Origin of the sequence: Bacillus sp. LJBS06, from assembly GCF_016924995.1 — a bacterium.
Lineage (GTDB): Bacteria > Bacillota > Bacilli > Bacillales > Bacillaceae > Bacillus > Bacillus stercoris.
In genome coordinates this window covers 2407695-2426583 of record NZ_CP070483.1, presented here as the reverse complement: position 1 = coordinate 2426583, position 18889 = coordinate 2407695, and the positions used below count along the sequence as shown (strand labels likewise).

Below are 18889 nucleotides of genomic sequence, written 5' to 3'. Positions count from 1 at the left end.
CTCTGCTTCAGCCATAACAAAAGAGGCTGCCTGCGCGGTGAATACTTCGCAAGCAACAAAAAAACAACCCCGGCTTGTCGCGCGGGGTTGCTTCATTATTTCACCGGCTCAGTAAGAGCGGCAGTTTTTTTATTTTTATGGTGCGTCATCTGAAGGACGACGTTTTGGACTGTCAAGAATAGCCCGCTTGTGAACCAGTACAACGGCAGCGCTGCCGGGACATTAAGCGAGAAAATCGTCATCATCACTGGGAAGATGAACACCATCAATTTTGCGGATTGCTGCGCCGCAGGGTTTTGCGGGACAGCGGAATATTTCGCGCTCAGTTTTTGGGCGACATAGGCCTGGATAAAGTACATAGCTCCCGCACTAAGAGACACGAGAATATCTGATTGTCCTAAACTGAACCATAAAAACGAGTGTGACGCAATTTCAGGTGTGGAGCGAATCGCGTAATAAAATCCAATCACAATAGGAAACTGAATCAGCATTGGGAGGCATCCCATGGCAAGCGGATTGATGTTGTTCTCTTGATACAGCTTCATCATTTCCATTTGCAGCTCTTTTTGCTTTTCCGGGTCCTTCGTCTTTTTCAGTTTGGCCTGAATGCTGTCAACCTGAGGTTTAATAACCGCCATTTTTTCTTGAAACATACGCTGTTTTTTGAACTGATTGACAAACAAGGGCAGTACAACCAAACGCACAATAATGGTTACGAGAATAATAGAGAGTCCGTATTCTCCATGAAACAGCCCGGCAACCCCCTTAAGCAGCGCGGAAAACGGTTCGATTAAATAATCGTGGAAAAACCCTACGTTGCTGAGACCTCCCACATGATTCGTCGCCGCGAAGGCAGCATTGCCCGAGCATAATACGATCAAAAAGATACCCATAGCCATAAGTTTTTGATATGTTTTTAGCAATTTTGTTCTCCTCCTTTTTATAAATGCGGTTTATAAAAGAAGAGAACTGGCGTCTTCATCATCGTTCACAGGCGAATTCATGCGGAAGACTTTACGTATCCAAGTTGTAATGCGATGATATATAATAATAAGAAAGTCTGTTCGGTTAATGTGAAAGACTGTCTGATGTTCATCTGTTCGTTTGGATTTCCAATGCTCGCCGGCACGGCACTCTCGTAAGAGGAATGCAATCCCGATTGCCGTCAGAGCAGGAAGAATAATTGTGAAAAAATCGACTAAGAATAAAACGTCATTTATCGATTCCACAAACATTTTAATCACATCCATTCAGTACCTTCATTTTACTATATGTACAAGCCGTTGTCTAATGAACGAAAAGGAGATTTGTTTATGCCGGGAAAGAGCCGAATTATTTTCCATATTGATATGAATAGCTTTTATGCATCGGTTGAAATGGCATATGATCCGGCTCTCCGGGGAAAGCCGGTCGCAGTTGCCGGAAACGTAAAGGAGCGAAAGGGCATTGTGGTGACATGCAGCTACGAAGCAAGGGCGCGCGGCGTCAAAACAACAATGCCGGTTTGGCAAGCGAAGCGCCATTGTCCAGAGCTCATCGTTCTTCCGCCGAATTTTGACCGCTATAGAAACTCTTCCGGAGCCATGTTTACTATTCTCCGTGAATATACTGACCTGGTGGAGCCTGTCTCCATTGATGAGGGCTATATGGACATGACCGATACACCATACAGCAGCCGAGCGCTGGAGACGGCAAAAGAAATCCAAAGCAGATTGCAAAAAGAGCTGCTGCTTCCGTCAAGCATAGGAATCGCGCCGAATAAATTTCTCGCTAAGATGGCGTCTGATATGAAAAAGCCGCTTGGAATTACGATTTTAAGAAAGAGGCAAGTGCCCGACATCCTTTGGCCGCTTCCTGTTGGAGAGATGCACGGAGTTGGCAATAAGACAGCGGAAAAACTGAAAGGACTCGGCATTCATACAATCGGAGAGCTAGCTGCAGCTGATGAACACTCGCTGAAGCGCCTGCTTGGCATCAACGGTCCGCGCCTTAAAAATAAAGCAAACGGCATTCACCATGCGCCGGTTGACCCGGAGCGCATTTACGAATTTAAAAGCGTCGGCAACTCATCGACACTTTCACATGACTCCAGTGATGAAGAGGAGCTGTTAGGCGTTTTCAGAAAACTTGCCGCTTCCGTGAGTGACCGTTTACAGCGCAAGGAAGTCATGGCTTCAAAGCTATTTATTATGATTAGATATGCGGATTGGAAAACCATTACGAGAAGCATCACGCTGAGAAATCCGATTGATCAAAAAAATGAAATCTTGAAAGAAGCAGAGCACCTCTTTTTTAAGCACTGGAATAAAAATCCTGTCAGGCTGCTTGGCATTACCGGAACCGATTTGGTAGAAAAAGAGCAGGCCTATAAGCAGCTCGATTTGTTCAGCTTTAATGAGGATGCGAGGGATGAGCCCATTCAGCAGATAATGGAAAAGCTGAATGAAAAGTACGGATCTAAACTGATCAGAAAAGGTGCAAGGGTAAAAAAAGAGGAGAGCAAAACGAAGGGAACAAGCTTTAATAAAGATTTTTTTCAGGATGAAAAGAAAAGCTGAATCGCTTGAAAAAAAGGGTGAAAGTATGGTAATTTCTTTATTATAAATATCATTTTATTTTAATTTAAATTTTAAAATGATTAAACGTTTGCAGAAGGGACGTTAGAATATGTCAAAACAACAAATCGGCGTTATCGGACTTGCGGTCATGGGTAAAAATCTGGCTTTAAATATCGAAAGCCGGGGATTTTCTGTTTCTGTTTACAACAGATCTAGCAGTAAGACTGAGGAGTTTTTGCAAGAGGCAAAAGGAAAAAATGTTGTTGGCACATACAGCATTGAAGAATTTGTCCAATCCTTGGAAACACCGCGCAAAATCTTATTAATGGTTAAAGCGGGAACTGCAACAGATGCGACAATTCAATCTCTTCTTCCTCATCTAGAGAAGGATGATATTTTAATTGACGGCGGAAATACATATTATAAAGATACACAGCGCCGTAACAAAGAACTCGCTGAAAGCGGAATTCATTTTATCGGAACAGGCGTTTCCGGCGGAGAAGAAGGGGCGCTTAAAGGGCCTTCTATCATGCCTGGCGGACAAAAAGAAGCACATGAGCTTGTGAAACCGATTCTTGAAGCCATTTCTGCAAAAGTTGACGGAGAACCTTGTACGACATATATCGGTCCTGATGGTGCCGGCCATTATGTAAAAATGGTGCACAACGGTATTGAATATGGAGATATGCAGCTGATTTCTGAATCTTACTTCATTCTGAAACAGGTGCTGGGCCTTTCAGCTGATGAGCTTCATGAAGTTTTCGCTGAATGGAATAAAGGAGAGCTTGACAGCTACCTGATTGAGATTACAGCTGACATCTTCACGAAAAAAGACGAAGAGACAGGCAAACCGCTTGTTGATGTGATTCTCGATAAAGCAGGACAAAAAGGAACAGGAAAATGGACAAGCCAAAGCGCACTTGACTTAGGTGTTCCGCTTCCGATTATTACTGAATCTGTATTCGCGCGTTTTATCTCAGCTATGAAGGAAGAGCGTGTGAAAGCGAGCGGACTTCTTTCAGGACCGGAAGTGAAGCCTGTTACGGAAAATAAAGAAGAGCTGATTGAAGCGGTCAGAAAAGCGTTGTTCATGAGTAAAATCTGCTCATACGCGCAAGGATTTGCCCAAATGAAAGCTGCTTCTGAAGAATATAACTGGGATCTGAAATATGGTGAAATCGCTATGATCTTCCGTGGCGGCTGCATCATTCGTGCAGCGTTTCTTCAGAAGATCAAAGAAGCTTACGATCGCGAGCCTGAGCTTGACAACCTGCTTCTTGACAGCTACTTCAAGAATATTGCAGAAAGCTACCAAGGAGCGCTTCGCCAGGTGATTTCACTTGCAGTTGCCCAAGGTGTGCCGGTGCCATCATTCTCAAGCGCATTAGCTTATTATGACAGCTACCGTACAGCCGTACTGCCTGCAAACTTAATCCAAGCACAGCGTGACTACTTTGGCGCTCATACGTATGAGCGTACTGATAAAGAAGGTATTTTCCATACTGAATGGATGAAGTAATCAATAGAACCCCCCGAACCGCAAGAGCTTCGGGGGGTTTTGTTATTAAAGAGAGTAGTGCTATACCTCTGTGACAGCTGCAAAAAAGCCGAAAATGCTCACAAGCATTTTCGGCTTTTTTCTTATTATATATTCCACCAGTGCAAGCCGTCTTTCGCCAAAAGATCATCTGATTCTTTCGGTCCCATTGAGCCTGATTCGTAGTTAGGAGATAAGGTTTTGTTTGCTGCCCATGTTTCAGAAATGGAGTCGACAAAGCTCCAAGAAAGGGCAACTTCATCCCAGTGTGCAAAGTTTGTTGCATCGCCAAGAAGACAGTCGTGAATTAGTTTTTCATATGCTTCAGGGGTGTTCAACTCGTCATTGCAATTGCTGCAATAATCGAGTTTGATTGGCTGCGCGTGTGCTGCTCCGCCAAGCTTTTTAGCATTTAAGTAAAGTGTAATGCCTTCTTCAGGCTGAATATGAATGACAAGCAAGTTCGGATTCATGTTGTTTTCATTGCCGTAGTACAGGTTCATCGGAATGTCCTTAAATTGAACGACAATTTTTGTGGACTTTTCTTTCATTCGTTTTCCGGTACGGATATAGAATGGAACACCAGCCCATCTGAAGTTGTCGATCAAGAGCTTGCCGGCAACAAAGGTTTCTGTATTGGAGTCAGGAGCGACATTATCTTCTTCTGTATAAGAAGGAACAGGTACACCGTCAATTTCACCGGCTTGATATTGTCCGCGCACAAAGTATTCATCCACTTCATCTTTTGCAATAGGGCGTAGTGCTCTCAGCACCTTCACTTTTTCGCTGCGAATTTCTTCTGTGTTCAATTTGATCGGCGGCTCCATTGCAAGGAGGGCAACCATCTGCATAATATGGTTTTGCACCATGTCGCGCAGGGCGCCTGATGTTTCGTAATATCTTGCACGGTCTTCTACGCCAAGTGATTCGCTAGACGTAATTTGAATGTTTGAGATGTAGCGGTTTGTCCAGAGCGGTTCGAAAATCGCATTGGCAAATCGAATCACTTCAATGTTCTGAACCATTTGTTTGCCTAGATAATGGTCGATTCTGTAAATTTGATCTTCCGTAAACGCTTCACGGATTTCTTTGTTTAATGCCTGTGCGCTTGGCAGATCGTGGCCGAACGGCTTTTCGATGACAAGGCGGGACCAGCCTGTTGTAGCTGTTACACCCTCTGATTTTAATGTTTTTGCAATTGTTCCGAAGAATTCAGGAGCCATTGCCAGGTAGAACATTCTGTTGTTCGGAATTTGATATGTATCTTCCAGCTGGTTAAGCAATACGTTAAGCTCTTGATAAGATCCAGGATTTGTCACGTCAAACGGGTGATAGTAAAAATGAGACGTGAAATCATCTATATGCTTATCTGCAGACGAGGAAATGGATGTTTTAACGGTTTGGCGAAGATCCTCATTTGACCAAGGTCTTCTTCCAACTCCTACCACTGCAAACTCTTCTCCGATTTGTCCGTTTTGATATAAACGGTGAATAGACGGATACAATTTTCGTTTTGCTAAATCTCCAGTTGCACCGAATATGACAATTACTGCTTTTGGTTGTTGGTTTGTTTTCACTAAAAGTACCTCACTTTATTCGAAGCTTTATTTTAGTACACCCCGTATATTTCCTTCATTTTAAATCTAAAATTCAACGAAAGCAAACATTTAAGCCCTTTTTTAAGCAGAATGCTGAAAAAATGTTTCTAGCACGAAAGGATTGTTCTTTTGAGAGGCAAGATTCACATTTTGCGCTTGATCCTGTATTCTTGTAGGTATCTGGTTCTAGTAGGAGGAAGGAAACGTGGAATTACTTTTTTTAGGGACGGGAGCCGGCATTCCCGCCAAGACGAGAAACGTCACCTCTATCGCATTGAAATTGCTTGAAGAAAGGCGTTCGGTATGGCTTTTTGACTGCGGGGAAGCCACACAGCATCAAATTTTACATACAACGATTAAACCTCGTAAAATAGAGAAAATCTTTATTACACACATGCATGGTGACCATGTATACGGACTTCCGGGGCTTCTGGGGAGCCGTTCCTTTCAAGGCGGAGAGGACGAGCTGACAGTGTACGGACCTAAAGGGATCAAAGCGTTTATTGAAACAAGCCTTGCCGTCACGAAAACCCATTTGACATATCCGCTTGCGGTCCAGGAAATTGAAGAAGGAATCGTGTTTGAAGACGATCAGTTTATTGTCACAGCGGTTTCTGTTATTCATGGCGTAGAAGCCTTCGGGTACCGTGTGCAGGAAAAAGACATAACGGGTGCCCTGAAGGCGGATGTATTAAAAGAAATGAACATCCCGCCCGGACCCGTGTATCAGAAAATCAAAAAAGGCGAAACGGTAACGCTTGAAGACGGACGCATCATCAATGGGAGTGATTTTCTGGAGCCTCCCAAAAAGGGAAGATCTGTTGTGTTCTCCGGAGATACGAGAGTTAGCGACAAACTAAAAGAGCTTGCAAGAGATTGTGATGTGCTTGTTCATGAAGCAACCTTTGCTAAGGAAGATCATAAACTGGCTTATGATTATTATCACAGCACAACGGAACAAGCGGCTGTAACAGCGAAAGAAGCAGGAGCAAAGCAGCTCATTTTAACCCATATCAGCGCAAGATATCAGGGGGATGCCTCTTTGGAGCTTCAAAAAGAAGCGGTTGATGTTTTCCCCAATAGTGTGGCGGCATATGATTTCTTAGAGGTAACCATCCCGCGAGGCTGAAGGCATCTTATTTGACAATTTGCCATTACGTTGTATAATAAAGCGTAATCATTACGTTTTGAAAAGGAGATGTGAACGATGAGAGTCAATGTTACTTTAGCTTGCACTGAAACGGGAGACCGAAATTACATTACAACAAAAAATAAACGCACCAATCCAGATCGTTTGGAGCTGAAAAAATATTCACCGCGTTTGAAGAAATATACCCTTCACCGTGAAACAAAATAACAAAAAAGACCGGGCGTCTCTTACGGCCCGGTCTTTTTTTACGTTAATTGACTGCCTGGTAAAGAGGGGCGGCCTGCTGGCACGCTGCGCACCATACGTCATAAATAGCCAAATGAACGATATGAGGTTCATCATGATGGATGTTGTGGGAGCTGTTTTTAGCTTGAATCCAGCCGCTTTGGTTGGATAGAGACAATATGCTGCTGTGCAAGTTTTGCCATTCCTGTTCAGCAGCGAATTTCTCAGTCCGTTCTCCTGATGACAATACAAGGAGAGGCATGTTTCCTAAATGGATTTGCCGCTGTTTGAGCTCCTGCAGACTTTTTGAAAATTCTGCAGGTGTGCCCTCAAGCATCATCTTTCTCGTATATAATTTGTGCATCTCTTCGGGTATAAAGGTGAAGCTGGCGCAATCTCCTAAAGCTGGATCAAGAAGGACCATGCCGATAATATCATACTTGTTTTTGCAGGCCCATAAGCCGGTGATGACAGCTCCGTATGAGTGTGAAACAGCCAGGTAAGGAGGTTTTACATCTGCTGCTTTAAGCAAACTCTCCAATTCTTTCACTTGTTGTTCAGCTGTTCGTTTCGCTCTGCTTCGCCCGCTTTTCCCTATGCCCGCCCGATCATATGTGAAAATGCCAAATTCATCATCAATGTCCGCCATTAATGGTTTCCACGTCTCAGAAGAAGTACCGTAGCCGGCCTCAAAGACAATCGTTACACCGCTTGTTCCTTTCCGGTGCTGTGTATGAAACGCACATCCGTCAATTGTATATGTCTTTTCCATCCAAGCTGATTTCATTGGAGTCATCTCCTCTAATTGGTTCTACTAGGGAGACGGAGAACCTTAGCCGATCGTTTCTCTAAAAATAAAAAAAGAGATATCCTCTACAGGATATCTCTTATGGGCATTACCAGCCTCTTTCGTATTGAACAGGGGCCGGAATCTCTGTATTGAGCTGTTTCGCGGCGGTTCTTGCAAAGAATGGATCCCGCAAAAGCTCTCTGCCGATAAAGATGAGGTCGGCACGTCCGTTTTGCAGAATTTCTTCAGCCATTGAACCGTCTGTAATCATGCCGACGGCACCAGTCGCCATGTCCGCCTGTTCACGAATTTTCTCGGCGAAGCTGACCTGATAGCCGGGAAATACATTAATGTCTGCGTGAACAAGGGCGCCTGAACTGCAGTCGATTAAGTCAACACCCTGCTCCTTCATCCATTTTGCAAAACCGATGTGATCGGCGATGTCCAATCCTTTATCTGTATAGTCTGAGGCAGATACACGGACAAATAATGGCCCGTCCCATACTTGTTTGACTTCATCGATGATCTCTCTCAAGAAACGATAGCGGTTTTCAGGTGAGCCGCCGTATTCATCTGTGCGATGGTTGGAAAGCGGAGATAAAAATTCGTGAATTAAATATCCGTGCGCCGCATGAATTTCAATCACATCAAAGCCGGCTTCTTTTGCGCGGGCAGCCGCTTGCTTAAACTCCTGGATCGTTTCTTTTACTTTTTCTGCTGACATTTCTACAGGCGTTGCTGATTGTTCGTCAAACGCAATCGCCGATGGAGCGAAAATGTCTCCTTCAAGCTCAGCTTTACGTCCGGCATGGGCAAGCTGAATGCCGATTTTTGAACCTTGTTCTTTGACCTGCTCAGTCAGTTTGGCAAAGCCTTCAATATGCTCGTCGCTCCAAATGCCTAAGTCTTGGTCTGTAATTCGTCCCTGAGGGTTAACTGCTGACGCCTCTACAATAATCAGTCCGACTTGGCCGATTGCACGCGATATGTAATGCGCCATGTGGAACGGCGTTAATTTTCCGTCCTTTTCATGAGAAGAATACATGCACATTGGCGACATAACAATGCGATTTTTTAATGTCATATCTTTAATTGTAATAGGTGTGAATAATTTTCTGGCCATTTCTTTCGCCTCCCGTAAGGTTTTTAGAGATTGATTATATCAAGTCATTTCTTTCGCGTCATATAAACTGCTCAAAAGAACCGTTTTTGTCAAACATTTCTGTATAATAGACAGGAAATCATCTTATTTTTCAAGCTAGAAGCGTTTTTATACATAGGAGGGACGGAAATCGATGAATTGGCAGACGAAGGACGAATTGCGGGCACTTTTAACTTCTCTTGTGCAATACGAAAGCATCACCGGTTCGAAGGGCGAGGCAGCACTTGCAGAATATCTTTATTTTATTTTGAAGGACAAGCCTTATTTTCAAAAACATCCTGATGATGTAACTCTTCATACGATGGACGATGGCAGATCTTTTCTTACGGCTCTAGTCAAAAAGAAGAAGGTCAAAAAGACAGTGCTTCTGTTGAGTCATTTTGATGTCGTTGACATAGAGGATTACGGAGAATTTAAACATATGGCTTGCAAGCCTGCTGAGCTTTTGAGTTCCTTTTTAGAGAAAAAAGAGCTGCTTCCTGAACGTGTGAGAAGAGATGCTGAAAGCGGAGACTGGCTGTTTGGCAGAGGGACGATGGATATGAAAGCGGGGCTTTGTGTTCAGCTGTCGATGCTGGAGCGGGCAATGAACGGCCATTTTGAGGGCAATCTGCTGTTGATAACAGTTCCGGACGAGGAAGTGAATTCAAGAGGCATGATTGAGGCGGTTCCTGTATTGAAGGAAATGGAGAAAAAGCATGATATCACATTAACCGCCTGCCTGAATGCTGAACCGATGTTTGAAAAATTCCCCGGCGACCAGCAGCAATATTTTTATACAGGAAGCATTGGCAAGGTGCTTGCGGGATTTTTCTGCAAGGGAATTGAGACACATGTCGGAGAGCCGTTTTCAGGCCTAAACGCGAATTTAATGGTATCTGAGATTAACCGTTTGCTTGAACTGAATGCTGATTATTGTGAAAAGGTTGATGGTGAGGTCACTCCGCCGCCGGTAAACTTAATGCAAAAGGACTTGAAAGAGGCATATTCAGTTCAGACACCGCATACAGCTGTCACATTATTTAATGTGCTGTCAATGAGACGCTCGGCTAGTGAGCTGCACCAGATGCTGCTGAAAACCGCAAAACAGGCGGCGGAGGAAATCATGTCGAACGTTCGGAAGAAAACACAGAGTTTTCAGCAATTTGAGCCATTTCAGCCGATTGAACGGGCCGTCACTGTTTTGACATTTGATGAGCTGGTCGCGCGTGCAAAAAAACGTGCTGGAATTTCGGAAACAGACCGAGCTCTTAATTATGCCTTTGCTAACAGGGGGGAGCTTGGAGACAGGGATTTTTCTACCAAAATTGTTTCTGAGATTGCTTCGCTTTGTAAGGAGGATGCCCCGCTTATTGTTCTTTTTTATAGTCCGCCGTTTTATCCGGCCGTTTCGTCAAAGGACGATCAATTGATTAGACATACAGCTGATCAGCTTATGCAGTATGCGGCTAACAGATACGGCATTGCGTTGCGGGAGGTTCAGTACTTTCCCGGACTATCGGACTTGAGCTATCTTCAGCTGGAAAAGCAGGAGGTTGACGCATACACAAGCAATATGCCGCTCTTTAATAGAGGATATTCATTGCCAAGCGGCAAAGAACAGGCTTTGTATGTCCCCGTTTTAAATGTCGGTCCGGTTGGCAAAGACCCGCACAAATGGACGGAAAGATTGTATATGCCTTATTCCTTTGAAGTGCTTCCCGATTTGCTTTCATTTACGATCTCCGCGCTATTAAAGCAATCGGAAACAGCCGGCCAGCAGTTGTAGAAAAAGAAAGACAGAAGGCCCTATCCTTCTGTCTAATGCCTCTCTAAAGCCGCTCCGGCAAACTGTTCTTTGATTTCTGCGCTCCGTTTAGCGGTCTCTTCAATACAGTGAATAATCGCCTCTTCAAAGCGGGAGTCCTGTAAAGCACGAAGGCCTGCCTCTGTAGTGCCCCCAGGACTGGTGATTTCCTTGCGCAGCTGTGCAGGCTGTTTGCCGCTTTGAAGGAGCATATCAGTTGCCCCTGCCATTGTCTGCAAAATGAGTGCTTTTGCCGTTTCTTTATCTAATCCTACTTTTTGCGCCGCTTTTTCCATCGCCTCAATATAACGATACACGTAGGCCGGGCCGCTGCCTGCGATCGCAGTAACGGCGTCAAGATGACGCTCCTCAACCAGTGTGGCATCACCGATTGTTTCCAAAAGAGCCTTTGCAACAGTAATATCGTCCTGGCTTGCTTCCGCGCTTACGGAAAATCCGGTTGCTGATTTTCTGATTGCCGCTGATGTATTCGGCATGACGCGAATGACCGCGAGCTTTCTGCCGAAATAATGCTGAATGGTTTCGATGGTAAGGCCTGCAAGTACTGAAATCACCAACTGGTCCTTGAGATACGGCCGGATGCTGTCGATGCTTTCCGCCGCGTCTTTCGGTTTGAAAGCGAGGATGATGATATCGGTGTGAGTGAAAAACTCATTTTTATCTCTGCATGGACGCACGCCGTACGTTTCCTTTAATTCAATCAGACGCTCGTCATTTGAGCGGTTTGTAATATAGATATGTTCTGATTTTGTGATGCCGCTTTGCAAAATACCGTTGATCATTGCTTCAGCCATTGACCCGGCGCCGACAAATCCTATTTTTTTCATTGATATCCTCCTTCTATCAGAACAACAAAAAACCTTTTCATCACGTAAAGGACGAAAAGGTTCGCGGTACCACCCTCATTAGCACAAATTGTGCTCAGCTCAAATCCCGTAACGCGGGAAACGTTTAGGTTTTCCTAACCGCGACTTGAGGGCAGGTTCTACAAACAAGCGGGCCGCAATACCTTTCAGCCAGGGGTATCGCTCTCTTAGGCCATTGCCTTGTATACTATTCCTCGTCATAGCGTTCCAATGTTCTCGTTTTAGTTTGTTGTTCATTATGCAATGGCGGACAAGCTAATGTCAATAGCTTTTTCAAAAAGGTCTGTTCTCATTCAGCAATAATGACATAAGACCGAGAAAAAGCTAAAATATGAATAATGAATGAAGACAAGGAGCGAAAGGATGACAACTGAAGATGTAATTGCGATCCGCCTCCCGACGCCGTTTGCTGTCGGCGATGTTATCGTTTACCTCGTAAAAGGTGATGCGCTGACACTTATCGATGCCGGGCCGAATACAAAAGAGGCTGCCAGCGCCTTACAAGAGCAGCTTGCTGCTGTAAATGTGAAAATGTCAGATATCGAGCAGGTTGTACTGACTCACCATCATGCTGACCATGCAGGCTTGCTTGATGTCTTTTCAGATGAAATCGAAGTGATTGGGCATGCCTTCAACGAACCTTATATCAGCCGAAATCAAGCCTTTATGGATTGGCAAAAACGTTTTTTTCAAAAGCTGCTGCCTGAATTAGGCGTTCCATTTGATACGGGGAAGGCGGAAAAGCTGATTCGGTCAGCGTATGCATTTTCCTGTACGAGATCTCTGACAAAAACAATCAGTGAAGGTATGGGCATTGACGGGCTTGAGGGCTGGTCTGTGTTGGAGATGCCTGGACATGCTGAATCGCATATCGTTCTTTTCCATGAAAAAAGCGGAAGGATGCTTGGCGGAGATCTACTGCTGGCCAACAGCTCGTCTAATCCGATTATAGAAGCGCCGAAAGCGGGAGACGTCAGGTCAAAGCCTTTAGTGGATTATCAGCGGTCTTTGCGCAGGCTGTCTCAACTTGAGCCAACAATCGTATTTCCTGGTCACGGCGAGCCAATCACCAGTGTCCAAGCGCTGATTGAGAAGCGTTTTGACAAGCAGAGGAATCGAACGGAGGATGTGCGTCGCATGTTGGCTGAAAAGCCGATGACCGCTTTTCAGGTCTGTCAGCAGCTTTTTCCTGCTGTATATGAAAAGGAATTGTTTTTAACAATGTCAGAAACGGCAGGGCATCTTGATGTCTTGGAGGCTGAAGAAGCCATCACGTCATATTGGGAAGGAAACATCGCATACTTTAGAACAATGAAGAGGTGAAATGGGTGAAACATATAGCGGGAAAAAGGATTTGGATAACCGGTGCTTCAGGAGGGCTTGGAGAAAGAATCGCATACTTATGCGCGGCTGAAGGAGCCCATGTCCTGCTGTCGGCTAGACGTGAGGATCGTTTAATAGAAATCAAAAGGAAAATAACCGAGGAATGGAGCGGACAGTGTGAGATCTTTCCTCTGGATGTCGGCCGCCTAGAGGATATCGCCCGGGTCCGTGATCAGATCGGCTCGGTTGATGTTCTGATCAACAATGCGGGCTTCGGTATATTTGAAACGGTTTTAGACTCGACATTGGAAGACATGAAAGCAATGTTTGATGTAAATGTGTTCGGCCTGGTCGCCTGTACAAAAGCGGTGCTCCCGCAAATGCTTGAGCAAAAAAAGGGCCATATCATCAATATCGCCTCTCAAGCGGGGAAAATCGCAACACCGAAGTCTAGCCTGTATTCCGCGACAAAACATGCCGTGCTAGGATACTCAAATGCTTTGCGGATGGAGCTGTCGGGAACCGGCATTTATGTGACAACAGTCAATCCAGGACCGATTCAGACGGACTTTTTTTCCATTGCTGATAAAGGCGGGGACTACGTCAAAAATGTCGGCCGCTGGATGCTTGATCCTGATGACGTGGCAGCTCAAATTACAGCTGCAATTTTTACGAACAAACGGGAGATCAATCTTCCGCGTTTAATGAATGCCGGCACTAAGCTGTATCAGCTGTTTCCAGCTCTCGTTGAAAAGCTGGCAGGACGCGTGCTCATGAAAAAATAATGATGGAACTGCCTGTGGTGGAATGATTGTTTCTCACGAGGCAGTTTTTGATAGTGGAAGGGAGAGATTGTTGAATGTCAATTCATTCAGATGTCCTTCATGTTCTGCTCAAAGATCCGTTTATTCAGAAACTGATTGATGCAGAGCCTGTATTCTGGGCAAATTCAGGCAAGGAAGAGAAGCGGCCATTACCCCATGCAGATGAGTGGGCAACCGAGATCGCGGAAGCGGAAGAAAGACTGCGGCGCTTTGCTCCTTATATTGCCGAGGTGTTTCCTGAGACGAAAGGAGCTAAAGGGATCATCGAGTCTCCGCTTTTTGAGATGCAGGATATGAAGGAAAAGCTGGAAGCGGCATATCAGCAGCCATTCCCGGGAAGATGGCTTTTAAAGTGCGACCACGAACTTCCGATTTCAGGGTCGATTAAAGCCCGGGGCGGGATTTATGAAGTATTAAAGCATGCTGAAGATCTGGCGCTTCAAGAAGGCATACTTCAGGAAACCGATGATTACTGCATCTTACGGGAAGACCGGTTTGCCGCGTTTTTCTCCCGCTATTCGATTGCTGTCGGTTCAACAGGAAACCTGGGTTTAAGCATCGGCATCATTGGCGCGGCACTTGGGTTTCGCGTGACAGTGCATATGTCGGCCGATGCTAAGCAGTGGAAAAAGGATCTCCTCCGCCAAAAGGGTGTCACTGTTATGGAGTACGAAACAGATTACAGTGAAGCGGTGAACGAAGGGAGACGGCAGGCGGAACAAGATCCATTCTGTTATTTTATTGATGATGAACATTCTCGTCAGCTGTTCTTAGGATATGCTGTTGCTGCAAGCCGATTAAAAACACAGCTTGACAATATGAATATACAGCCAAGTCTCGAAACGCCCTTGTTTGTGTATCTGCCGTGCGGAGTCGGCGGAGGACCGGGCGGTGTAGCCTTTGGGCTGAAGCTTTTATACGGAGATCATGTTCACGTGTTTTTCGCAGAACCAACTCATTCACCGTGTATGCTGTTAGGGCTTTATTCAGGACTTCACGAGCAGATCTCCGTCCAGGATATCGGTCTGGATAATCGGACGGCTGCTGACGGACTTGCCGTAGGGAGGCCGTCAGGGTTTGTCGGCAAGCTGGTTGAACCGCTTCTGAGCGGCTGTTATACGGTAGAGGACAATATGCTTTATACTTTGCTTCATATGCTGGCTGTATCCGAAAATCAATATTTAGAGCCATCTGCTCTTGCCGGCATGTTCGGGCCGGTTCAGCTTTATTCGACAGAAGAGGGAAGGCGCTATAGTCAGAAATATAATATGGAACATGCCGTACATATCGTCTGGGGAACGGGAGGAAGCATGGTTCCAAAAGAGGAAATGGCTGCGTATAACCGAATCGGTGCTGATTTGCTAAAAAACGAAATGAAAAAATAAGCAGACAGTGAAAAGGTTTTCCGTTACAATCTTTGTAAGGGTTTTAACCTACAGAGAGTCAGGTGTAAACAGTGAAAAATAAAGAGCTTAACTTACATACTTTATATACACAGCACAATCGAGAGTCTTGGTCTGGTTTTGGGGGACATTTGTCGATTGCTGTATCTGAAGAAGAGGCAAAAGCGGTGGAAGGGCTCAATGATTATCTATCTGTTGAAGAAGTGGAAACGATCTATATTCCGCTTGTTCGGCTGCTCCATTTGCATGTCAAGTCTGCTGCTGAACGCAATAAGCATGTCAATGTTTTTTTGAAGCACCCGCATTCAGCCAAAATCCCGTTTATTATCGGCATCGCCGGCAGTGTCGCAGTTGGAAAAAGCACGACGGCGCGGATCTTGCAGAAGCTGCTTTCGCGTTTGCCTGACCGTCCCAAAGTGAGCCTTATCACAACAGATGGTTTTTTATTTCCTACTGCCGAGCTTAAAAAGAAAAATATGATGTCAAGAAAAGGGTTTCCTGAAAGCTATGATGTAAAGGCGCTGCTCGAATTTTTGAATGACTTAAAATCAGGAAAGGACAGCGTAAAGGCCCCGGTGTATTCCCATCTAACCTATGACCGCGAGGAAGGTGTGTTCGAGGTTGTAGAGCAGGCGGATATTGTGATTATTGAGGGCATTAATGTGCTTCAGTCCCCCACCTTGGAGGATGACCGGGAAAACCCGCGTATTTTTGTTTCCGATTTCTTCGATTTTTCGATTTATGTGGATGCGGAGGAAAACCGGATTTTCACTTGGTATTTGGAGCGTTTTCGTCTGCTTCGGGAAACTGCTTTTCAAAATCCTGATTCATATTTTCATAAATTTAAAGACTTGTCCGATCAGGAGGCTGATGAGATGGCAGCCTCGATTTGGGAGAGTGTTAACCGGCCGAATTTATATGAAAATATCCTGCCGACTAAATTCAGATCAGATCTCATTTTGCGTAAGGGAGACGGGCATAAGGTCGAGGAAGTGCTGGTAAGGAGGGTATGAAACTGTGCATCATCTGGAACTGTATGTCTCTGATTTGGAGACGTCAAGGCGGTTTTGGGGCTGGTTCTTAAAAGAACTTGGCTATAAAGAGTACCAAAAATGGAGCTCAGGCATCAGCTGGAAGAAAGATGGTTTTTACTTAGTAATTGTGCAGGCGAAAGAGCCTTTTCTAGAGCCGGAATACCATAGATGCCGAGTCGGTCTGAACCATCTCGCATTTCATGCTGAATCCAAGCATCAAGTCGATCAGATGACCAAAAAACTGACGGCAAAAGGCTATCGTGTGTTGTACCGAGACAGGCATCCTTTTGCCGGAGGAGACGGGCATTATGCAGTTTATTGTGAGGATCCGGACCGGATTAAGGTAGAGCTCGTTGCCCCAAGCTGTTAATCGTGATCTTTGGACAGGCTGTTTAGCTTTTTCTCAATGCGATCCAGCTGCGCTTTTCGGTTTTTCGCATACTTGAAGCCTGTAACAGCCGCAAAGATGACTGCGGCAAATAGGATAAATACAAACAGCTGAAACATCACATCGCCTATATTCATGTTCTTCACCTCATGTTTGCGGGAGAGATTCATTTTCTCCCGTTTTTTATTTAAAGCTGTTTTTCCAGACGGGAACCGTGTTTTGTGGTTGCCGTTTTCATCTGCCGATAGGCGACCGCTAAAAATGGCAGTCCGAGCAGGGTAATGCCGCTCAGGACAGAAAAAATAAAAATTGGCCGGCCAGCGCCAAACAGGTCTATACATATCCCTCCGACCCAGGGGCCGATGACGTTTCCGAGCTGGGAAAAACCGATGGCCCCGAAATAAGTGCCTTTTAATCCTCGTTTTGCAATCTGGTCTACAAACAAATCCATCATAGAGAACAAAAGCACTTCGCCGATTGTAAAAGTGATGACAATCATCACAAGTGATGAAACACCGTGTGATACGGTGAAAATGGCCATGCTGATACTAACCATCACATTACCGAGCATCAGAGAGCAAAGCGGCGAAAAACGTTTTGCAAAATGGACAATGGGGAATTGCGTCGCCAACACAACGATTGCGTTTAATGTCAGCATCAGTCCGTACAGCTTCGTTCCATTGCCGATCAAGGGGTTCTGCGCCATATACTGAGGGAATGTGGAACTAAATTGTGAGTAGCCGAAGGTGCATAGCGTAATGCCAACCAAAGCAATTGTAAAAAGATAATCCTTTTGTGTGACCATAAACGCTTCCCTTACGCTCATATGTCGGGACTGGTCTGATGCTGATAAAGAAGGATGTTTTTTAAATTGGCTGGCAAGCACAAGTCCGTATAGTCCGTAAATGACTGCAGGCACCAAAAAGGGCGTGGTCGATTGCGATGAGCCGAAATACAGGCCTAGCACGGGTCCGAAGACAACGCCGATATTAATAGCTGCATAGCGTAAATTAAAAACAAGCAGTCTTGTTTTTTCTTCTGTCATATCAGACAGCAAAGCCTTTGAAGCGGGCTCAAACAGTGATTTGCAAAGGCCGTTTAATGCGTTGACTACAAAAAACACCCAGAGATGAGATGCTGCTGCAAACCCCATAAATACCAGCATCCATCCAAAAATGGACACAAGCATCATGTTTTTTCTGCCGAATTTATCGGAGATATATCCGCCGTAAAAGCTTGCGAGGATGCCGACTGAGGAGCTTGCGGCAATGACCAGCCCTGCATAGGAAGCTGATGCACCTTGGACGGCTGTCAAATAAATCGCTAAAAAAGGAATGCTCATCGATGTTGCCATTCTGCCAAAAATGGTTCCGATTATAATTGTCCAGCTGATCGGGTGGATATCTTTCCATTGCTTCATGAATTATATTCTCTCCTGTATGTAAGATCTTTCTCTATCATATATGAAAAAATTCCCTTATCCAATAGATGATTCAAAATATTTCGTTATTGACACGTCGTATGTCTGTGGATTGTATGGATGGCAATACATTATGTGTTGACGGCGTACATGGCTACGTATTGAAATTGAGGGTGATGAGAAGGAAGATCACGATATATCCGATGAAAAGCAAAGCGATTGGTCAGGAGGGTGTCTGTTTGAAACAGTAAAGGAGTTTAAGCCGCCGGGATGCCGGAGCATATCGGCAGCAAAGCCGGATATGAGATCAAGAAGTACGCGGAAAACCGTCATGCCGCATGACAGAAGAGAGAGCGAATCTCTTCGGTTGAATCAAGGATGGCAATCGTGGACAGCTTATTCCGTTTTGAGCGAGCATTGAAGGGCTGTCGTATGGCTTTGAGACTGTTTCTTTGTTATCAGGCGGTGTTTTCAAAGGGAAGCCGCATCAGCGGCTGAAAGCACTGGCAGTCATACGTTTAAGAGAACAGGCCTTGGTTTGTGACATAGTCATAAATGATATCTTCTATATGCGCATGCAAATCCTCATCTGGTTCTTCATTCCGTCTCTCTTCTAGAGCTGCTTTCAGGCTTTGTTTTTCATACGGGCTTAACGGATCTATAGCAACGTTTCTGCCGTATTGACGCAGTGCCTGTCCCATCATTTTTTCAACAAATTTCTCCATTATGACTCTCCTATCCTTATGCTTCGCTTTTATTCTACTAAATGTTTTTCTTCTCTCAAACCCTTGGATCATATTTTCT

General features: G+C 45.0%; 19 protein-coding genes. 10 read left to right on the top strand and 9 right to left on the bottom strand.

Annotated elements, in window-relative coordinates; genetic code table 11:
• Positions 1-95: 95 nt before the first annotated feature.
• Positions 96-923, bottom strand: a complete 828-nt coding sequence (locus tag JQX68_RS12235; protein ID WP_147772211.1) for a membrane protein insertase YidC — start codon at positions 921-923, stop codon at positions 96-98.
• Positions 924-953: 30 nt separating this feature from the next.
• Positions 954-1241: a membrane protein insertion/folding monitor MifM gene (gene mifM, locus JQX68_RS12230; protein ID WP_080478337.1), complete on the bottom strand. Its 288-nt coding sequence runs from the start codon at positions 1239-1241 to the stop codon at positions 954-956.
• 72 nt (positions 1242-1313) lie between these two features.
• Here mifM and JQX68_RS12225 point away from each other — a divergent pair, with 72 nt between their 5' ends.
• Positions 1314-2558, top strand: a complete 1245-nt coding sequence (locus tag JQX68_RS12225; RefSeq protein WP_147772210.1) for a DNA polymerase IV — start codon at positions 1314-1316, stop codon at positions 2556-2558.
• 109 nt (positions 2559-2667) lie between these two features.
• Positions 2668-4077 (top strand): NADP-dependent phosphogluconate dehydrogenase, encoded by a 1410-nt coding sequence (gene gndA, locus JQX68_RS12220; protein WP_014664518.1) that lies wholly within the window; start codon positions 2668-2670, stop codon positions 4075-4077.
• A gap of 125 nt (positions 4078-4202) precedes the next feature.
• Here gndA and zwf read toward each other — a convergent pair whose 3' ends face one another.
• A complete protein-coding gene (gene zwf / locus JQX68_RS12215; RefSeq protein ID WP_014664517.1) occupies positions 4203-5672 on the bottom strand; it encodes a glucose-6-phosphate dehydrogenase in 1470 nt (489 codons plus the stop codon).
• A 226-nt stretch (positions 5673-5898) separates the two neighbouring features.
• Here zwf and rnz point away from each other — a divergent pair, with 226 nt between their 5' ends.
• Entirely contained in the window at positions 5899-6822 is a 924-nt protein-coding gene (gene rnz, locus JQX68_RS12210) for a ribonuclease Z (RefSeq protein ID WP_147772209.1), read from the top strand.
• A gap of 78 nt (positions 6823-6900) precedes the next feature.
• Positions 6901-7050, top strand: coding sequence for a 50S ribosomal protein L33 (gene rpmG / locus JQX68_RS12205; protein ID WP_003226511.1), 150 nt, complete (start codon positions 6901-6903; stop codon positions 7048-7050).
• A 43-nt stretch (positions 7051-7093) separates the two neighbouring features.
• Here rpmG and JQX68_RS12200 read toward each other — a convergent pair whose 3' ends face one another.
• Both JQX68_RS12200 and namA read right to left on the bottom strand, forming a co-directional pair.
• Complete coding sequence (locus tag JQX68_RS12200; RefSeq protein WP_147772208.1) at positions 7094-7855, bottom strand: alpha/beta fold hydrolase; 762 nt, start codon at positions 7853-7855, stop codon at positions 7094-7096.
• Between the two features lie 109 nt (positions 7856-7964).
• The gene (gene namA, locus JQX68_RS12195; RefSeq protein WP_040082699.1) at positions 7965-8981 is read right to left on the bottom strand and encodes an NADPH dehydrogenase NamA; all 1017 of its coding nucleotides are present in this window, start codon (positions 8979-8981) and stop codon (positions 7965-7967) included.
• A 172-nt stretch (positions 8982-9153) separates the two neighbouring features.
• On the opposite strand from namA, the gene JQX68_RS12190 reads away from it, so the two are divergent.
• Positions 9154-10788, top strand: coding sequence for a M20/M25/M40 family metallo-hydrolase (locus tag JQX68_RS12190; RefSeq protein WP_147772207.1), 1635 nt, complete (start codon positions 9154-9156; stop codon positions 10786-10788).
• A 32-nt stretch (positions 10789-10820) separates the two neighbouring features.
• Here JQX68_RS12190 and proC read toward each other — a convergent pair whose 3' ends face one another.
• The gene (gene proC, locus JQX68_RS12185) at positions 10821-11654 is read right to left on the bottom strand and encodes a pyrroline-5-carboxylate reductase (RefSeq protein ID WP_147772206.1); all 834 of its coding nucleotides are present in this window, start codon (positions 11652-11654) and stop codon (positions 10821-10823) included.
• 402 nt (positions 11655-12056) lie between these two features.
• Between proC and JQX68_RS12180 the strand changes: the two genes are divergently transcribed.
• From JQX68_RS12180 to JQX68_RS12160, 5 genes are all read left to right on the top strand, one after another.
• Positions 12057-13016, top strand: coding sequence for an MBL fold metallo-hydrolase (locus JQX68_RS12180; RefSeq protein WP_069149826.1), 960 nt, complete (start codon positions 12057-12059; stop codon positions 13014-13016).
• 5 nt (positions 13017-13021) lie between these two features.
• Positions 13022-13801 (top strand): SDR family NAD(P)-dependent oxidoreductase, encoded by a 780-nt coding sequence (locus JQX68_RS12175; RefSeq protein ID WP_040082706.1) that lies wholly within the window; start codon positions 13022-13024, stop codon positions 13799-13801.
• Positions 13802-13875: 74 nt separating this feature from the next.
• Positions 13876-15225 carry a D-serine ammonia-lyase gene (dsdA, locus tag JQX68_RS12170; RefSeq protein ID WP_095431482.1) on the top strand — a complete coding sequence of 450 codons (1350 nt, stop codon included), beginning with the start codon at positions 13876-13878 and terminating at the stop codon, positions 15223-15225.
• 71 nt (positions 15226-15296) lie between these two features.
• Positions 15297-16256: a type I pantothenate kinase gene (gene coaA / locus JQX68_RS12165; protein ID WP_147772205.1), complete on the top strand. Its 960-nt coding sequence runs from the start codon at positions 15297-15299 to the stop codon at positions 16254-16256.
• A 4-nt stretch (positions 16257-16260) separates the two neighbouring features.
• Positions 16261-16647, top strand: a complete 387-nt coding sequence (locus tag JQX68_RS12160; protein ID WP_147772204.1) for a VOC family protein — start codon at positions 16261-16263, stop codon at positions 16645-16647.
• Here the strand turns inward: JQX68_RS12160 and JQX68_RS12155 are convergent.
• From JQX68_RS12155 to JQX68_RS12145, 3 genes are all read right to left on the bottom strand, one after another.
• On the bottom strand, positions 16644-16802 hold the full coding sequence (locus JQX68_RS12155) for a hypothetical protein (RefSeq protein WP_041521369.1): 159 nt from the start codon (positions 16800-16802) through the stop codon (positions 16644-16646). The genes JQX68_RS12160 and JQX68_RS12155 overlap by 4 nt on opposite strands.
• Before the next feature lie 50 nt (positions 16803-16852).
• A complete protein-coding gene (locus JQX68_RS12150) occupies positions 16853-18085 on the bottom strand; it encodes an MDR family MFS transporter (protein ID WP_147772203.1) in 1233 nt (410 codons plus the stop codon).
• A 518-nt stretch (positions 18086-18603) separates the two neighbouring features.
• A complete protein-coding gene (locus tag JQX68_RS12145; RefSeq protein ID WP_003226541.1) occupies positions 18604-18810 on the bottom strand; it encodes a YqzH family protein in 207 nt (68 codons plus the stop codon).
• Positions 18811-18889 lie beyond the last annotated feature (79 nt).

Bases quoted from the DNA above. Each gene is read 5' to 3' on its own strand.
- JQX68_RS12190 (WP_147772207.1), top strand. From the start codon at position 9,154: ATGAATTGGCAGACGAAGGACGAATTGCGGGCACTTTTAACTTCTCTT.
- rpmG (WP_003226511.1), top strand. From the start codon at position 6,901: ATGAGAGTCAATGTTACTTTAGCTTGCACTGAAACGGGAGACCGAAAT.
- JQX68_RS12225 (WP_147772210.1), top strand. From the start codon at position 1,314: ATGCCGGGAAAGAGCCGAATTATTTTCCATATTGATATGAATAGCTTT.
- namA (WP_040082699.1), bottom strand. From the start codon at position 8,981: ATGGCCAGAAAATTATTCACACCTATTACAATTAAAGATATGACATTA.
- JQX68_RS12150 (WP_147772203.1), bottom strand. From the start codon at position 18,085: ATGAAGCAATGGAAAGATATCCACCCGATCAGCTGGACAATTATAATC.
- dsdA (WP_095431482.1), top strand. From the start codon at position 13,876: ATGTCAATTCATTCAGATGTCCTTCATGTTCTGCTCAAAGATCCGTTT.
- JQX68_RS12200 (WP_147772208.1), bottom strand. From the start codon at position 7,855: ATGAAATCAGCTTGGATGGAAAAGACATATACAATTGACGGATGTGCG.
- gndA (WP_014664518.1), top strand. From the start codon at position 2,668: ATGTCAAAACAACAAATCGGCGTTATCGGACTTGCGGTCATGGGTAAA.
- JQX68_RS12145 (WP_003226541.1), bottom strand. From the start codon at position 18,810: ATGGAGAAATTTGTTGAAAAAATGATGGGACAGGCACTGCGTCAATAC.
- JQX68_RS12155 (WP_041521369.1), bottom strand. From the start codon at position 16,802: ATGAATATAGGCGATGTGATGTTTCAGCTGTTTGTATTTATCCTATTT.
- JQX68_RS12180 (WP_069149826.1), top strand. From the start codon at position 12,057: ATGACAACTGAAGATGTAATTGCGATCCGCCTCCCGACGCCGTTTGCT.
- proC (WP_147772206.1), bottom strand. From the start codon at position 11,654: ATGAAAAAAATAGGATTTGTCGGCGCCGGGTCAATGGCTGAAGCAATG.